Annotated in this window: 14 protein-coding genes; 8 read left to right on the top strand and 6 right to left on the bottom strand. The window is 70.0% G+C overall.

Annotated elements, in window-relative coordinates:
• Positions 1–4 precede the first annotated feature (4 nt).
• Positions 5–232 carry a phage baseplate assembly protein V gene (locus tag ACPW96_RS03625; protein ID WP_425819040.1) on the top strand — a complete coding sequence of 76 codons (228 nt, stop codon included), beginning with the start codon at positions 5–7 and terminating at the stop codon, positions 230–232.
• Positions 233–282: 50 nt separating this feature from the next.
• Here ACPW96_RS03625 and ACPW96_RS03620 read toward each other — a convergent pair whose 3' ends face one another.
• Positions 283–996, bottom strand: a complete 714-nt coding sequence (locus ACPW96_RS03620; protein ID WP_425882045.1) for an SDR family oxidoreductase — start codon at positions 994–996, stop codon at positions 283–285.
• A 54-nt stretch (positions 997–1,050) separates the two neighbouring features.
• Between ACPW96_RS03620 and ACPW96_RS03615 the strand changes: the two genes are divergently transcribed.
• Positions 1,051–1,611: a hypothetical protein gene (locus tag ACPW96_RS03615; RefSeq protein ID WP_425882044.1), complete on the top strand. Its 561-nt coding sequence runs from the start codon at positions 1,051–1,053 to the stop codon at positions 1,609–1,611.
• Between the two features lie 30 nt (positions 1,612–1,641).
• On the opposite strand, the gene ACPW96_RS03610 is transcribed toward ACPW96_RS03615, so the two are convergent.
• Positions 1,642–2,229 (bottom strand): M15 family metallopeptidase, encoded by a 588-nt coding sequence (locus tag ACPW96_RS03610; protein WP_425882043.1) that lies wholly within the window; start codon positions 2,227–2,229, stop codon positions 1,642–1,644.
• A gap of 86 nt (positions 2,230–2,315) precedes the next feature.
• Between ACPW96_RS03610 and ACPW96_RS03605 the strand changes: the two genes are divergently transcribed.
• On the top strand, positions 2,316–3,005 hold the full coding sequence (locus tag ACPW96_RS03605) for a response regulator transcription factor (RefSeq protein WP_425882042.1): 690 nt from the start codon (positions 2,316–2,318) through the stop codon (positions 3,003–3,005).
• Positions 2,992–4,101: an ATP-binding protein gene (locus ACPW96_RS03600; protein ID WP_425882041.1), complete on the top strand. Its 1,110-nt coding sequence runs from the start codon at positions 2,992–2,994 to the stop codon at positions 4,099–4,101. The genes ACPW96_RS03605 and ACPW96_RS03600 overlap by 14 nt, the downstream gene beginning before the upstream one ends.
• A 130-nt stretch (positions 4,102–4,231) precedes the next feature.
• Here the strand turns inward: ACPW96_RS03600 and ACPW96_RS03595 are convergent, their stop codons facing one another.
• On the bottom strand, positions 4,232–4,678 hold the full coding sequence (locus tag ACPW96_RS03595; RefSeq protein WP_425882040.1) for a VanZ family protein: 447 nt from the start codon (positions 4,676–4,678) through the stop codon (positions 4,232–4,234).
• Between the two features lie 246 nt (positions 4,679–4,924).
• Here ACPW96_RS03595 and ACPW96_RS03590 point away from each other — a divergent pair, with 246 nt between their 5' ends.
• Together ACPW96_RS03590 and speB are read left to right on the top strand one after the other, a co-directional pair.
• Positions 4,925–6,439, top strand: coding sequence for a DUF222 domain-containing protein (locus ACPW96_RS03590; RefSeq protein ID WP_425882039.1), 1,515 nt, complete (start codon positions 4,925–4,927; stop codon positions 6,437–6,439).
• 26 nt (positions 6,440–6,465) lie between these two features.
• On the top strand, positions 6,466–7,440 hold the full coding sequence (speB, locus tag ACPW96_RS03585; RefSeq protein WP_425882038.1) for an agmatinase: 975 nt from the start codon (positions 6,466–6,468) through the stop codon (positions 7,438–7,440).
• Here speB and ACPW96_RS03580 read toward each other — a convergent pair.
• The 3 genes from ACPW96_RS03580 to ACPW96_RS03570 all read right to left on the bottom strand — a co-directional run bounded on the left by ACPW96_RS03580 (position 7,420) and on the right by ACPW96_RS03570 (position 12,726).
• Positions 7,420–8,535 carry a LacI family DNA-binding transcriptional regulator gene (locus tag ACPW96_RS03580; RefSeq protein WP_425882037.1) on the bottom strand — a complete coding sequence of 372 codons (1,116 nt, stop codon included), beginning with the start codon at positions 8,533–8,535 and terminating at the stop codon, positions 7,420–7,422. The two genes, speB and ACPW96_RS03580, sit on opposite strands and share 21 nt — an antisense overlap.
• Before the next feature lie 109 nt (positions 8,536–8,644).
• The gene (locus tag ACPW96_RS03575; RefSeq protein ID WP_425882036.1) at positions 8,645–11,485 is read right to left on the bottom strand and encodes a glycoside hydrolase family 3 C-terminal domain-containing protein; all 2,841 of its coding nucleotides are present in this window, start codon (positions 11,483–11,485) and stop codon (positions 8,645–8,647) included.
• Between the two features lie 164 nt (positions 11,486–11,649).
• Positions 11,650–12,726 (bottom strand): DNA polymerase IV, encoded by a 1,077-nt coding sequence (locus ACPW96_RS03570; protein ID WP_425882035.1) that lies wholly within the window; start codon positions 12,724–12,726, stop codon positions 11,650–11,652.
• A 188-nt stretch (positions 12,727–12,914) separates the two neighbouring features.
• Between ACPW96_RS03570 and ACPW96_RS03565 the strand changes: the two genes are divergently transcribed.
• Positions 12,915–13,607 carry a ThuA domain-containing protein gene (locus ACPW96_RS03565; RefSeq protein WP_425882034.1) on the top strand — a complete coding sequence of 231 codons (693 nt, stop codon included), beginning with the start codon at positions 12,915–12,917 and terminating at the stop codon, positions 13,605–13,607.
• The gene (locus tag ACPW96_RS03560) at positions 13,586–14,695 is read left to right on the top strand and encodes a Gfo/Idh/MocA family protein (protein ID WP_425819068.1); all 1,110 of its coding nucleotides are present in this window, start codon (positions 13,586–13,588) and stop codon (positions 14,693–14,695) included. The genes ACPW96_RS03565 and ACPW96_RS03560 overlap by 22 nt, the downstream gene beginning before the upstream one ends.
• The last annotated feature ends 9 nt before the right edge of the window (positions 14,696–14,704 follow it).

The following is a 14,704-nucleotide window of genomic DNA, read 5'->3' as shown; positions in this document are numbered from 1 at the left end:
CGCCGTGACGATTCACCGTGGGACTGTCATCAGCAACCTCGACCCGACGGGCTCCGGGCGATTGCAGGTGCTGGTGCCCGCGATCAGCACCGAACCGCTGTCGTGGGCGCTGCCGGTCTTTCCGCTCGGAGTCGCGCCGGCTTCGGAGCCGTTGCCGCTCGGTACCGAGGTGTGGGTCACGTTCGAGAACGACGACCCGGCCTACCCGGTGGTGCTCGGCACCCTCGGCTGACGGCACCGCCGCCGGACCAGCGATCACGACGCCCGCGGGCGGCGGGCTCGTCAGGCGTGGCGCGTCGCCGGTCGCAGCACGATCTCGGTCGGACACACATTCGCCGGGGAGTCCACGACGAACTCGACTGCCCGGGCGATGTCCTCCGGCCGGAGGAGCGCGGACGCGTGTGTCCGGGCCGCCGGCGCGAGGCTCCCCGCTCCGGCGTTGACGAGCCCCGCGCTGATCACCGACACCGTGACACCCTCGTCGCACACGTCCAGGTGCAGCGCCTCGGCGAGCCCGCGCAGACCGTGCTTCGCGGCGACATAGGCGGCGTTGTCGGGGTATGCCTGGCGTCCGGCACCGGATCCGACGAAGACGAACGTGCTCGGCGCGTGAGCGACGAGTGCGGGAAGGAACAGGCGCGCGGTGGTGGCAGCGGCGGTGAACGTCGTGGACAGCACGTCGTTCATCAGCGACTCGTCCACGGTGTCGAACCTTCCCCACTGGAACACGCCGGCCGCCCAGACGACGGCGGTGAGGCGGCCCCCTTCTTTCAGCACACCGTCGGCGGCGGCGTGCAGCGCTGCGCCGTCCCGTACGTCGACGACGGTCGGCTGTGCGGATGCCGCACCGGCGTCCATGCACGCCGAGGCCGCGGCATCCAGTCGGGCGACATCGCGTCCCCACAGACGCACGTGCATGCCGCGCCCGGCGAACGACACGGCGATCGCCCGCCCGATCTCGCTCGAGGCGCCCGCGATCACCACAAGATCGGTCACGGCACAACGCTAGACCCGCCCGCGGACACCGTTGCGGTCGGGCAGAATGACCGGATGCGACTCGTCCTCCTGCATGGCGCGGCGGCCGCGGGAAAGCTGACCACCGCCCGCGAGCTGGAGCGGCTGGTCGGGTATCCGGTCTTCCACAACCACCTCATCGTCGACGCGCTCACGGCGGTGTTCCCCTTCGGAACCGAGCCGTTCGTGCGGCTCCGCGAGGAGTTCTGGCTGAAGGTCTTCGCGGAGGCTGCCGGCATCGGCCGCTCGCTGACGTTCACGTTCGCGCCGGAGTCGACGGTGACCGCCGGCTTCGCGGAGCGCGTGCGCCAGGTCGTCGAGGAGGCGGGCGGCCGGGTGTGCTTCGTGCGGCTCACCGTCACGGACGAGGAGCAGGAGCGGCGGATCGGGAACGCCGACCGCCGGGAGTTCCACAAGCTCAGCGATGTCGGGACGCTCCACCGGTTGCGCGAGCACGGCACTGCGGACGTCGAGCAGCCTCCGGTCGACCTCGAGATCCTCACCGACCGGAGCGCGGCGTCCGAGAGCGCCGCCTTGATCGTCGCCCGCTTCGGCCTGCGGGCCCAGGTGGTCAGCGACAGGTATCCGCCCGTCTGACACCCGGTTGGGTTCGGTATCGGGCCGCGATCAGCCCCCGGCATCCGGAAGCAGGTCGGGGCACACCCCGCCCGGCTCGGTGCCGAGCTCGAAGTGCCATCGTTCGTTCGCGTAGATCTGGCAGATGCCCCACTGCGCGCCGTGCTGGATGAGCCACGACTGCGCATCCAGCCCGCCGATGTCGATCGCGTGGCCCGTGACGTGTCTGGACCGATCTGGCGTCGCGACGAACTGGCGCGCGATCTCCTCGCTCCCGTACTCCACGATCGCGTCGTCGAGCAGCCACTGCTGATACGCCCGGCTGCGCCAGCCGCTCGTCACCTCGAATGCGACGCCGTCGGCGCCGGCCGCGGTCGCGGCATCCCGCATCGCCGAGAGCAGCGCGGGGTCGAGCAGGGCGATCGCCGGCAGCTCGGCGTCGGCGAGCGATGCGGCATCCTCGATATGACCGCTCGCCTCGCTCGGAGCGAAGGGTGCCGACAGTGCATGAACGGGGCTCCAGAGGGATACGGCCGCCAGGATCACCGCCGCGACGACCGCCGCCGCTGCTGCGCCGATCATCACGAACACGACCGGGCGCGCCGGGGACGAGCTGCCGACGACAGATGCAGAGAACATGCGTCGATCTCACGCGGGCGCGCGTTGCGAGGGCGTAAGCGGAATCGGATACGTCCGCGATATGCGCCCCCACCTAAGCTGAGCGCATGCGCGTGCTGATCGTCGAGGACGAGCTCTACCTCGCCGAAGCCATACGCGACGGCCTGCGCCTCGAAGCGATCGCGGCCGACATCGCGGGGGACGGGGACACCGCCCTGGAGCAGCTCGCGGTCAACGAGTACGACGTCGTCGTGCTCGACCGTGACATCCCCGGACCGAACGGGGACGAGGTCGCTCGTCGGCTCGCGGCCGAGCCGACGAGCCCTCGCATCCTGATGCTGACGGCCGCGGATCGGCTCGACGACAAGGAGACCGGCTTCGAGAGCGGTGCCGACGACTACCTTACGAAGCCCTTCGCGCTGCGGGAGCTCACCCTGCGCCTGCGGGCGCTGGGCCGCCGGCCGGCGCGAGGACGGCCGCCCATCGAGGAGGTCGGCGGCGTTCGTCTCGATCCGTTCCGCCGCGAGGTGTACCGGGATGGCCGCTACGTCGCGCTGACACGCAAGCAGTTCGCCGTGCTGGAGGTGCTGGTCACGGCGCGCGGCGGCGTCGTGAGCGCCGAGGACCTTCTCGAACGCGCATGGGACGAGAACGCGGACCCCTTCACCAACGCCGTGCGCATCACCATCTCGACGCTGCGCAAGCGCCTCGGCGAACCGTGGGTGATCGAGACGGTGGCGGGGGTCGGCTACCGCATGAGCGGGGTGGCGGATGCCGAGTCCCATGACTCCGTCTGAGGCGGGTCGCCCGGCCGGGCTCTCGGTGCGGGTCAAGCTCGCACTGAGCTACGCCGGCTTCCTCGTGGTCGCCGGCGCGGCCCTGTTCGTCGTCGGCTTCCTGCTGCTGCGATTCGTTCCCGAGGGCAACGTGCAGGTCGTGGGCGGGGGCTTCGCCCCCAACCGCACAAACCTCATCGAAGTGTTCGTCCGCTACGCCTCGTGGGCGCTCGTTCTCCTCGTGATCTTCGGGCTCGTCGGTGGATGGGTGCTCGCCGGGTTCGTGCTGCGACCCCTCGACCGCATCACCGAGGTGGCCCGCCGGGTCGCAGCCGGGTCGCTCGATCACCGGGTCTCGCTTCCGGGACGCCGCGACGAGCTCACCGATCTCGCCGATGCGTTCGATGCGATGCTCGCCAGGATGCAGCACACGCTCGACGAGGAGCGCCGTTTCGCGGCGAACGCCTCGCACGAGCTGCGAACACCCCACGCGATCATCCGCACCATGGTCGAGGTCGCGCAGGCGGATCGGGAAGGGCGCGACGTCGACACGCTCCTCGAGCGGATCGCGGCTACGAACGACCGCGCCATCGCCACCACCGAGGCGCTGCTCGCCCTGGCGCGCGCGGGTCGCGATGCCGGGCTCGAGAAGGAGCGGGTGGACCTTGCGGCGGTCGTCGCCGAGGCTATCGCCGAGGTGCAGGCGGATGCCGAGGCCTCCGGCATCCGGATCGATGCCGCGCTCGATCCCGCGCCGATGTGGGGCCATCCGACGCTTCTGCACCGCCTCGCGGCGAATCTCCTGCAGAACGCGGTGGTGCACAACGTGCGCGGCGGCGCGGTGTCGGTCACGACGAGCCGGGGTCCCTCCGGTGCGGTGCTCACCGTGAGCAACACCGGGCCGGTGATCGATCCCTCGGTCGTGGCGACCCTCGTCGAGCCCTTCGTGCGCGGTGCGGGGCGCGTGCGGACGGGGCATCACGGCGCCGGGCTCGGACTGGCGGTCGTGGCGTCGATCGTGCGGACCCATGACGGCGCACTCGATGTCTCCCCGCGCGCGGAAGGCGGACTTCAGGTGCGCGTGACGCTGCCGGGCGAGGCCTCCTTCAGCGCCTGACGCGGCGAAGCCGCCGGGTCACGAGGCGGATGCCGGTCACGATGCCGGTCTGGGCATCCCTCGGGCCCTGTCCTGGCGAAGCCAGCGGGTCACCAGGCGGATGCCCGTCACGCTGCTGGGTTGCCACCCCTTAGCGCCTGACGCGGCGAAGCCGGCGGTTCACGAGGCGGATGCTGGTCACGATGACGACCCCGATCGCGGCGCCCGCGGTGTTCCAGAACACGTCGGCGGAGTCGGGGACCCGGCCCGGAATCGTTGCCTGCGCGTATTCGACCGCGGCCGACATCGCGAAGCCCGCGAGGATCGCGAGAGGCCATAGCCGACGGTGCAGCAACAGTGCGATCGTCGCGCCTAGCGGGACGAACATCACCGTGTTCAGCAGCCGTTCGGCGTCCGCGGTCGAGATCCAGGCCAGCAGCGGGGCGGGAACGACATCCATCGATCGCATGAAAGCAACGCGCGCTGGCGCGACGAGAGCGCGGGGACCGAGCGTGAGCGTGGCGACGGCCGCGACGGCGACGACCGCGGCCAGGAGCCGGCCGCTCCGGTGGCCGTTCACGGGGGAGCTCTGCGACATGGGTCCGCCTTTCGCCGGCGGGAAGCGCCGGTTTCGTTCGACCAGTTCAACAGGACGGATGTTGCAGGAGCGTATTGATATGTGCGCGTCTCCGGGCTTCTCCGATTCGGGTCACGCGTGGACGCTCGTCAGCGTTCCTTTCCTTCTTTCCCGCTTCGTTCCTCCCCCTCGCGTGTCGGGCCTCAGTTATCCACATCACGCCACCGCCCTCGTCTGAGTGTCGTACCTACGTTCTAGACTTCGAGCATGTTCTTTGAGCCCGAGATGACCCCAGACGCGGCCGGCAACGACGCCGAGCTGGGGGGCGCGTCGGAAGATGAGTCGGTAGTGGCTGCACGGGCGGCGGCGGCGTTGAACGCCCCGGACACCTTGGATCATGTGGTGGAGATCGCGGACATGATCACGATGCACGCGGCGCAGCGGCTGATCGGGATCGATCTGGCGCGGCGCGAGGCGCTGGCGGACGCGGCGCGGCATGGGCGGGGTCTGGTGGAGGTGGTGGAGCGTTCGGTGCGGCTGGAGATCGCGGCGGCGTTGCGGATCACCGAGCATGCCGCCGACGGGCTCCTCTCTCTTGGAGAGGCGTTGGTGCACCGGTATCCGGCGGCGGTGCTGGATTCGTTCGCGGTCGCGGGGATGACCGAGCGTCACGCACAGCTGCTGGTGGACGCGCTGGATGCAGTGGAGCCGGAGTTCCGGGACCGGATCGTGGGGCCTGGGATCGTGCTGGCAGAGTCGCAACCGGTGGGCACGTTTCGCCGGAAGCTGCGGACGCTGGTGGAGAGCGTGCGCGCAGCGACATTGGAAGAACGGAACACGGCGGCTCTGCAACGGCGCCGGGTGATCGTGGAACCGGCAGAGGACGGGATGGCCTGGTTCTCGGCTCTGATCCCTGCGGTGGAGGCGCACGCCGCGATGGGTCGGGTGACGACGATCGCCAAGGTTCTCGGCGGCAGGGACGAGGAGACCCGCACCCTGGACCAGCTGCGCGCCGACGTATTCGCCGACCTCCTGATCGAGGGGGAGACCGTGGCGCATCCGCCCGAGGCGCGCGGCATCCGCGCCACCGTTGCCGTCACCATCCCCGTCCTCTCGCTGCTCGAGAACGACACACGGGGGTTGGCTGGCACAAGTGGCGCAACCGGCACAACTGGCGCAACGGGCACAACCGGCACGACTGGCGCAACCGGCGCAACCGGCGCAACCGGCGGGGCCGGAGCAACCGGCGAGGGCGGACCACCCGGCTCTCCGGGCACAAGCGGCGCGACCGGCGAGAGCGGCCCAGCCGGCGGGCGCGGAGATCCGCCGACCGTGGAGGGTATCGGGCCGATCCCGCTGTCCCGTGCCAGGGAATTGTGCGGGGGCGCCGAGGGGTGGATGCGAATCCTGACCCATCCGGAGACCGGAATGGTCCTCTCCGTCGGCCGGGAGCAGTATCGGCCACCGCCCGGGTTGCGAAGACTGGTCCGCTGGCGAGCGGACCGGTGCATGGCACCCGGATGCGCAGTCCCCGCCTCTCGATGCGAGATCGACCACACCATCGCCTGGCAGGACGGAGGCACGACCACGCTCGACAATCACGCTCCGCTTTGCAAAGGGCACCACATCGTGAAACATCACGGCGGATGGAGCGTCACCCAGATCGAGGGCAGCGGCGGCGCCATCCAATGGGTATCCCCGACAGGACGCCGCTACATCGTCCAACCGGAACGCCGCGTACCCGTCTTCCGCGCCCAACCCGACGACGATGCCCCGTTCTGAACACCCCGAGTCGCTAACCTCAGCGCATGAGCAACAGCGACGGGCCGATGGGCCAGCGCGACATCCCCGGTCACCCCCGCTACGCGGGGATCGCGACCTTCGCCCTTCTTCCTCGGATCGAGGATGTGCCGCACGCAGACGTCGCGGTGCTCGGAATTCCGTTCGACGCGGGCACCAGCTACCGCCCAGGCGCGCGGTTCGGCCCGGCGCACATCCGCGAGTGCTCGAGGCAGCTGCATCCGTATCACCAGACCCACGACGTGCATCCGTTCGCGGTGCAGCAGGTGGCGGATGCCGGCGACCTCGGGGTGACCCCCTACGACATCGCGGCGGCGGTGTCCTCCATCGAGTTCGCCGCCTCCGAATACAACGAGCGAGGGACCCGACTGGTCGTGCTCGGCGGCGACCACACCATCGCTCTTCCGCTGCTGCGCGCCGTCGCGAAGAGGAACGGGCCTGTCGCCGTCATCCACTTCGACGCGCACCTCGACACCTGGGACACCCATATGGGAGCCAGCCTGTGGCACGGCTCACCCTTCCGGCGCGCCGCAGAGGAGGGGCTGCTGGATCGCACCCGCTGCGTCCACGTCGGGCTGAGAGGCGGCGTCTACGACAAAGGCGAGCTGGAGGCCGACGGGGTCCTCGGCTTCCAGGTCATCCGGGCGGACGACTTTCAAGCGCAGTCGATCGCCGACGTCGTCTCCCGCATCCGCGACCGTGTCGGCGCCGGTCCCGTCTACCTCTCCGTCGACATCGACGTGCTCGATCCCGCGTTCGCCCCCGGCACCGGTACGCCGGAACCCGCCGGCCTCACGAGCCGCGAACTCTTCGGCGCCATCCGCGGGCTGGTCGGGCTCGACGTGGTCGGCGCCGACGTCGTCGAGGTCGCGCCGGCGTACGATCACGCCGGCGTGACGGGCCTCGCGGCGGCGCACACGGCGTGGGAGATCATCGCCCTGATGGCCACCGGCGCGGCCGCATCAGGAGGACTCGCTCGCTGAGGGCCCGGCAATCGCCCGCCCCAGAGTGCTCTCGCGAGCCATCAGGGTCGGGGCCACCGTCATGGTCCGGTGCACGTGGTCACCGGGCTTCTCGATCTCCTCCACAAGCAGCTCGATCGCGTGCTCACCCAGCGTCTCGCCGCTCAGCGAGACCGACGAAAGCGGGATGGCGCCGCCCCACGCCGCGGTGTTGTGGTCACAGCCCATGACGAGCATGTCCTGCGGCACACGGATGCCGAGCGCGGTGAGCCGGTTGATGATCGCCATCGCGAGCAGATCGGTGACTGCGAGCACCGCATCCGGCCGATCCTCCGACCCGAGGTCGGCGATCCGGTCGGCGGCGATGATGCCGGCTCCGACCTCCAGACCCTCGATGTCGAGCTCCATCACCTGTACCGCCTCCGCGGCCTCCACCGCCTCCGCGGCCTCCGCGGCCGCGCGCGCCACCCCCTCGAGCCGGTGGGAGACCGGCTGGTAGTCCCGGCGCCCGACGACCACGGCGATCCGACGTGCGCCGCGGTTGATGAGATGGCCGGTGGCGATGCGGCCCGCCTCGCGGTTGTCCACGAGCACACAGCACGCATCGGTGCGCGAGGGCTCGTGATTGACGATGACGACCGGATGACCGTGGCGGCGGAGCCGCTCGACGCTCTCCGCGGCCTCGTACATCGGCGCGAGCAGCACCCCCGAGACGCGCGAGCTGTCGAAGAACGCGAGGTGCTCCGCTTCCTGCTCGACGTCGCTCTCGCTGCTGCCGAGCTGCAGGCTGTACCGCCGCGCCCGCGCCGCCCGCTGGGCGCCGCTCGCGATATCCACGAACAGCGAGTTGCGAAGATCGAACACCACGAGACCGATGGTGTGGGTGGCGCCCACCACGAGCGCGCGGGCGTTCTGGTTGCGCACGAACCCGAGTTCGGCGACGGCCGACTCCACGCGCTGCCGCGTCGCGACCTTCACCCGCTGCGGATGGTTCAGCACGTTCGACACGGTGCTCAGCGATACCCCTGCGACGCGGGCCACGTCGTGCACCGTGGGCGGTGCGTCGTGATCGGCCGCGCGCACCGGGGGAAGGCGAGTCGGGGGAAGGCGAGTCATAGGGGGATGGTAGTTCTACGGCACCTGATCGGGCTCACGACGGCGCACCAGGAGGGGGTGGCGGGCAGGCGGCCCACCACCCCCTCCTTCGCGGGTGTCTTCCGCGTCCTCAGCGTCTGACTGTGATCAGCGAGACCCCGTAGGCCGGATGGACGGTGTCGCTCCCGGCATACGACAACGTGATCGGGTGGATGCCGCGCTCGAACGTGCCGATCGGGATGGTGGCCTTTCCGCCGGCGAGAGTGCCGGTGAAGGACTTGCCGTCGACCACAGCCGTGACATCGCCTTCCGGGGTCACGCCGTTCGCGAGGGGGGTGACCCGAACGGACAGGGTGAACTCGGTCGTGGTGGTTCCCACGAGCCTGTTCGGCACAGCCACGATGACGGCAGAGGTCTTCACGAAGACTGCCGCGCTGGTCGCTGCGCCGGAAGGCCCTGACTTCGGCTTCGCGGTGACGGTGACGCTGAGCGACGTGCCCTGGTCGGCGGGGGTCACCCGGTAGGCCGCCTTCTTCGCACCCTGGATCGGCTCGCCGTCGCGCAGCCACTGGTACGAGAAGGCGAGACCGTCCTCGCTCCAGACGCCCGGGTCGGCGGTCAGCTTCTTGCCGAGTGCCACGTCTCCCTGGATGCTCGGCGGCGTCGTCGCGACGGGGCCGTTCGCATCGATCTCGACCGTCTTCGAGAGCGGCAGATCACCCGACGAGGAACCGGCCCAGACGGTGTACTCGCCATCGACGATCCTCCACTCGTCGGCGTCGGCATCCCAGATCGAGAGGGGGTGGCTGCTGTCTTCCGAGTCCACGACGATCTCGACCGTGCGCTTCTCTCCGGGAGCGAGTTCGATGCGATCGAACCCGATCAGCCGTTTGCCGGGCTCGGCGGCGGCCTCCGGGAACGTCAGGTAGACCTGCGGGATCTCGGTACCGGCGACCTCACCGGTGTTCTCGACCGTGAAGCTGACGGTCGCCGTCCCGGATGCCGCCGCTTTGTCCGCGGTCGCCTTCACCTTGAGCTGCGAGTACTCGAACTGCGTGTACGACAGGCCGTGGCCGAACGCGAACCGCGGCTCGATGCCCTGCGCCTCGTACCATTTGTACCCGACCTGCAGACCCTCGGTGTAGTTCACCTGACGGATCTCGGTCGACCCTTCCGGGCGCGTCGTCGACCCATCGGCGAACACGCCGGGGTACTGCTCCGGGGTGTTGGTCGGAGTGTCCGCGAGCGACGCCGGGAAGGTCATCGGCAGCTTTCCCGCCGGCGCGACGTCGCCGAACAGCAGCGACGCGATCGCCGGGCCCTGCTGTTCGCCTCCGTACCAGTTCTCCAGCACCGCCTGAACGCCGTCCAGCCAGGGCATCTCCACGGCACTGCCGGTCTGCAGCACGACGACCGTGTTCGGGTTGGCCTGCTCGATCGCCGAGATCAGCGCATCACCGTTGCCTTGCAGCCTCAGGTCGGTCAGGTCGCTGAACTCTCCCATCCGCTGATAGCCGAAGACCACGGCGACATCGGCGGCGGCAGCCTGAGCCGCAGCCGCCGCGACGTCCTGACCGTTGTTCCACGTCACCGTTGCGCCGGCCTGGGCCGCACGCTCGGTCAGCGCGGTCTCGGCGGAGACGACGTCCTCGCACGGAAGCGTGTTGCGTGGCGGCTGATCCGGGCGGAAGCGCAGGGTGAGGCTGCACACCGAGACGGCGCTCGTCGGCACCCCGCCGAGGTCAGTCGGCGTGCTCGAGGCGGTCGGCCCGAAGAGCGCGATCGTCTGCCCCTCAGAGGGGGTGAGGGGCAGGGTGCCCTCGTTCTTCAGGAGAACACTGCCCTGCTCGGCGATCTGCCGAGCGACCGCTTCGTTCGCCGGCGTCGACGCCTCCTCGGCGGGCTCGGCCGGGAGCGGGTTGTCGAAGAGGCCACCGCGGATGTAGGACCGGATGACGCGGAACGCCGCTTCGTCGATGCGCTCCTGCGTGATCTCACCGGCCGCCAGGGCCGCATCCAGCCGGGCGGGCGTGAACCACTTGGGGCGGTTGAGCTCCTGATCGAGTCCGTTCATCAATGAAGCGCCGGTGGAGTGCACAGAACCGAAGTCCGACATGATGAAGCCGTCGAAGCCGTAATCGTCCTTCAGCACATCCTGCATGAGCGGGCTCTCGCAGATGTACACGCCGTTCACCTGATTGAACGCGCACATCACGCTCTCAGGGCTCCCCCGATCCACCGCGATGTCGTACGGCAGCGCGTAGACCTCGCGCAGCGTGCGCTCGTCCATGTTCGACGAGCTGGTCTGACGGTCGAGCTCCTGCTCGTTCGCGGTGAAGTGCTTCAGGTCGGAGATGACCTTGCCGTCAGCCTCGATGCCCTCCGCGTGCGACGCCGCGAAAAGACCGTTCAGGATCGCGTCCTCACCGAAGTACTCCGGGGTGCGGCCCGCGAGCGGCGTGCGGCCGTTTGCGAGTCCGGGCGCCAGGATGACGTTGCGTCCCTTCGCGAAGGCTTCCTCCGCTTGGACCACGCCCTTGTCGTACGCCAGATCGAGGTCCCACGTCGAGGCCAGTGCGATCTGCGCAGGAAAGTCCGTGACGCCAGCGGCTCGTACGGCCTCCGGGCCGTCGGTGTAGACGATGGTGGGCGTGCAGGACACCTGGACGGGATAGGTCACGGGGTCCTCGCCCGGAAAGCCGGGGTTCCACTCCGTGCGCTCCGGCGAGACGGCGGGCTGCTCGACGAGCCAGCGGTACTTCTGGTGCTGTGTGCTCGCCTTCAGAAGCGCCTCCGCGCGCGCTTCGGGTGTGGCGGATGCGTCCATCCAGGGGACGGTCGCGCAGTCGGTCTCCGCGGCCGAAGCCGGCTGGACGGCGAGGGTGGAGGCGAGGAGGGCGACCGTGATCGACGCCACCCCCATCCACCGGGTATTGCGTTGCGGGGCGTGACGGGGACTCGTGCTCGCCATTGGGTTCCCTCTCCTTTGAGGCTCGCGGGCCGCGGCGCGGCCGGTCGGTTTTGGCAGGCTAAGCCCGGGCCGAGCACGAGGTCAAGGAAAAATTGCAACGTTTTAATCGGTGGTAGGGAAGCCGGCAAAAGGGCTCTCGAGCCGGCAGCCGACCGTCGCCGGCGTCACCACCCGCCGCGGGTCGGCGTGTGCCCCTGCCGGGCGTCGTCGGGCATCGCCATCTCGGCCCGCACGCCGAGCAGCCGGATCGGTCGGTCCTCGATCTTCTCGACCAGCTCCATCGTCTTCGCGAGCACAGTCTCCCGGTCGAACGTCGAGGCGATCTTCTTGGTGAAGGTCTTGGTGATGAACGGCGCGTAGCGCACCTTGAGCCCCAGCCCGACGACCGGCCGACCGTCCGCCGCCACGTCCTCGAGCACCTGCGCGAGCAGCTCGAGGGCGGCCGCCTCGACAGCAACCCGCTCCACGAGGTTCTGCTGGTAGGTCGTCTCCCGGCTGTGCCCCCGGGCCACCCACGGGGTGTCATCCACCACCGTCGCACCCTCGCCACGTCCGAGCTGCGCGTACCAGGGTCCCATCCGCGGACCGAACTCGGCCACGAGGTCTTCGTCCTCGACGGCCGCCAACTCTGCCACGGTGCGGATGCCGAGACCGGCCAGGCGCTTGGAGATCTTGGAGCCGACTCCCCACAGGTCGATCGTGGGGCGTGCGCCCATCACGTCCAGCCAGTTCTCCGCGGTCAGCCGGAAGACTCCGCGCGGCTTACCGAACCCGGTCGCCACCTTCGCCCGCACCAGGGTGTCGCCGATGCCGACGCTGCAGTGCAGCGCGGTGCGCTCCAGCACCGCCGCCTGCACGGAACGGGCATACGCCTCGGGCTCGTCGGTCTCGATGCCGAGAAAGGCCTCGTCCCAGCCGAGCACCTGCACGGTGGCGCCCGGCTGCGCCCTCAGCGCCGACATGACCTGCTCGGACGCCACGGTGTAGGCCTCGGCATCGACGGGCAGGATCACGGCATCCGGGACCTTGCGCGCTGCGATGCGCAGCGGCATCCCGGAGCCGACGCCGAACTCGCGCGCCTCGTACGACGCCGTCGACACGACCGCGCGCTCGGTGGGATCCCCCCGGCCGCCGACGATCACCGGCTTGCCGGCGAGCTCCGGCCGTCGCAGCACCTCGACCGCGGCGATGAACTGGTCGAGGTCGACGTGCAGCACCCATCGACGGCGGTCCGCGCTCATGGGGCTAGTCTGCGGTCTTGCGCCAGGCATCGCCAGGCAGCCGGCACCCCGTCAGGCAGCGATCGCCGACCGCGGCTCGCGCCAGAAGTTCGCATGAGACCACCATTGCGCAATAAGTGGCGGCTCGGCCCGATATCTGCGAGCCTCGTCAGGGCGTCCCGTCAGTCCAGTCATTCCGGAGGAAGTACATGACACAACGCACGGCCCTGATCGTTCGAGGAGGCTGGGACCAACACCACCCGGTCGCGGCGACCGAACGGTTTGTCCCATTCCTCGAGAAGAGCGGATTCACCCTGCGCATCGAGGACTCGCCGGAGATCTATGCCGACGAAGTGCAGATGGGCGGCGTCGATCTGGTCGTCCAGTGCGTGACGATGTCGCAGGCGAGCGGCGAGGCCGTCGCCGGTCTGCAGCGTGCCATCGCGGCCGGCACCGGGTTCGTCGGCTGGCACGGCGGCATCGCGGACTCGTTCCGCGCCTCCGCCGACTACCTCCAGCTCGTCGGCGGCCAGTTCGCCGCCCACCCCAGCGTGCTGGGCTCACCGGAAGGCGAGTACGCGCACCCGACCTATCGGGTGGAGATGACGGATGCCGGGCGCGAGCACCCGATCACCGCCGGGCTCGACGACTTCGAACTGACCACCGAGCAGTACTGGGTTCTCAGCGACGACCTCAACGACGTGCTCGCCACCACCACCATTCCCACCGACGAGACCCGGCCGTGGCACCGGCCCATCACCGTGCCGGCGGTCTGGACGCGGGGCTGGGGAGCCGGCCGTATCGTCGTCGCGACCCCCGGGCACGAGCCGTCGGTGCTCGACGACACCAACGTACGCACGATCATCGAGAGGGGAATGCTGTGGGCGGCCCGCACAAAGTAGGGATCATCGGACTGGGCAACATCTCGGCGGCCTACCTCGAGACCCTGAACGGCATTCCCTCGATCACCGTTGCGGCGGTCGCCGACCTGGATGCCGCGCGTGCCGAGGCGGTCGCCGCGGCGCTGCCGAGCGCGCGAGCCGTGACCGTCGCCGAGCTGCTCGCCGACGACGAGGTGACCACCGTCCTGAACCTCACGATCCCGGCGGCGCATGCCGAGGTCGCGCTCGCCGCCATCGCGCACGGCAAGCACGTGTATGGCGAGAAGCCGCTTGCGGTCACGCTCGAGGAGGGGAGGGCGATCGTGGATGCCGCGGCCGCCGCCGGCGTCTCGCTGGGCACCGCCCCCGACACCGTGCTCGGGACCGGCATCCAGACCGCGCGCGCCGCCCTCGAGGACGGATCCATCGGCACGCCGACCGCCGCGTCGGCTGTGATGATCACGGCCGGGCACGAACGGTGGCACCCGCAGCCAGACTTCTACTACCGCGCCGGGGGCGGACCGCTCTTCGACATGGGCCCGTATTACGTCTCCTCGCTCGTGCACCTGCTCGGACCCGTCCGATCGGTGATCGGGGCGTCGGTCCGGCCCCTGGAGGAACGACTCATCGAATCCGGGCCGCGGGCGGGGGAGCGGATCCGGGTCGAGATCGACACCCACATCGCCGGCATCCTCGAGCACCACGGTGGAGCGCTGAGCACGATCACGACCAGCTTCGACGGCTCCGCGACCCTCGCCGCGCCGATCGAGGTGCACGGCACCGGCGGCACCCTGGCGGCGCCCGATCCCAACCACTTCCACGGCGATGTGCGGGTGTTCGCGCGCAACGGCTCGGAGTGGCGGACCGTCCCGGCCTCGGCGGGCTACGCCGACTCCGGCCGGGGGATCGGGCTGCTCGACATGCTGGAGTCGGCGAACGGCGACGGGAGAGCGAGCGGCTCCATCGGTCTGCATGTGCTCGAGATCATGGTCGGGCTCACGGAGTCGGCGAACGCCGGCGGGCAGCGCGTGCAGGTGCAGAGCGTCCCGGCGGTCCCGCCGCTCGTGCCGCTGACGAGCGCGGACCGCTGGCGGGGCGTTCCCGCCTGACGCCGCGCC

Origin of the sequence: Micromonospora sp. DT81.3, from assembly GCF_049847225.1 — a bacterium.
Lineage (GTDB): Bacteria > Actinomycetota > Actinomycetes > Actinomycetales > Microbacteriaceae > Microbacterium.
Note: the sequence above shows the minus strand (reverse complement) of the source record. Positions and strands in the feature narration are given on the sequence as shown.

Excerpts from the sequence above, each read along its gene's own strand:
- ACPW96_RS03610 (WP_425882043.1), bottom strand. The coding sequence starts at position 2,229 with ATGTTCTCTGCATCTGTCGTCGGCAGCTCGTCCCCGGCGCGCCCGGTC.
- speB (WP_425882038.1), top strand. The coding sequence starts at position 6,466 with ATGAGCAACAGCGACGGGCCGATGGGCCAGCGCGACATCCCCGGTCAC.
- ACPW96_RS03600 (WP_425882041.1), top strand. The coding sequence starts at position 2,992 with ATGACTCCGTCTGAGGCGGGTCGCCCGGCCGGGCTCTCGGTGCGGGTC.
- ACPW96_RS03570 (WP_425882035.1), bottom strand. The coding sequence starts at position 12,726 with ATGAGCGCGGACCGCCGTCGATGGGTGCTGCACGTCGACCTCGACCAG.
- ACPW96_RS03595 (WP_425882040.1), bottom strand. The coding sequence starts at position 4,678 with ATGTCGCAGAGCTCCCCCGTGAACGGCCACCGGAGCGGCCGGCTCCTG.
- ACPW96_RS03615 (WP_425882044.1), top strand. The coding sequence starts at position 1,051 with ATGCGACTCGTCCTCCTGCATGGCGCGGCGGCCGCGGGAAAGCTGACC.
- ACPW96_RS03605 (WP_425882042.1), top strand. The coding sequence starts at position 2,316 with ATGCGCGTGCTGATCGTCGAGGACGAGCTCTACCTCGCCGAAGCCATA.
- ACPW96_RS03580 (WP_425882037.1), bottom strand. The coding sequence starts at position 8,535 with ATGACTCGCCTTCCCCCGACTCGCCTTCCCCCGGTGCGCGCGGCCGAT.
- ACPW96_RS03565 (WP_425882034.1), top strand. The coding sequence starts at position 12,915 with ATGACACAACGCACGGCCCTGATCGTTCGAGGAGGCTGGGACCAACAC.
- ACPW96_RS03590 (WP_425882039.1), top strand. The coding sequence starts at position 4,925 with ATGTTCTTTGAGCCCGAGATGACCCCAGACGCGGCCGGCAACGACGCC.
- ACPW96_RS03575 (WP_425882036.1), bottom strand. The coding sequence starts at position 11,485 with ATGGCGAGCACGAGTCCCCGTCACGCCCCGCAACGCAATACCCGGTGG.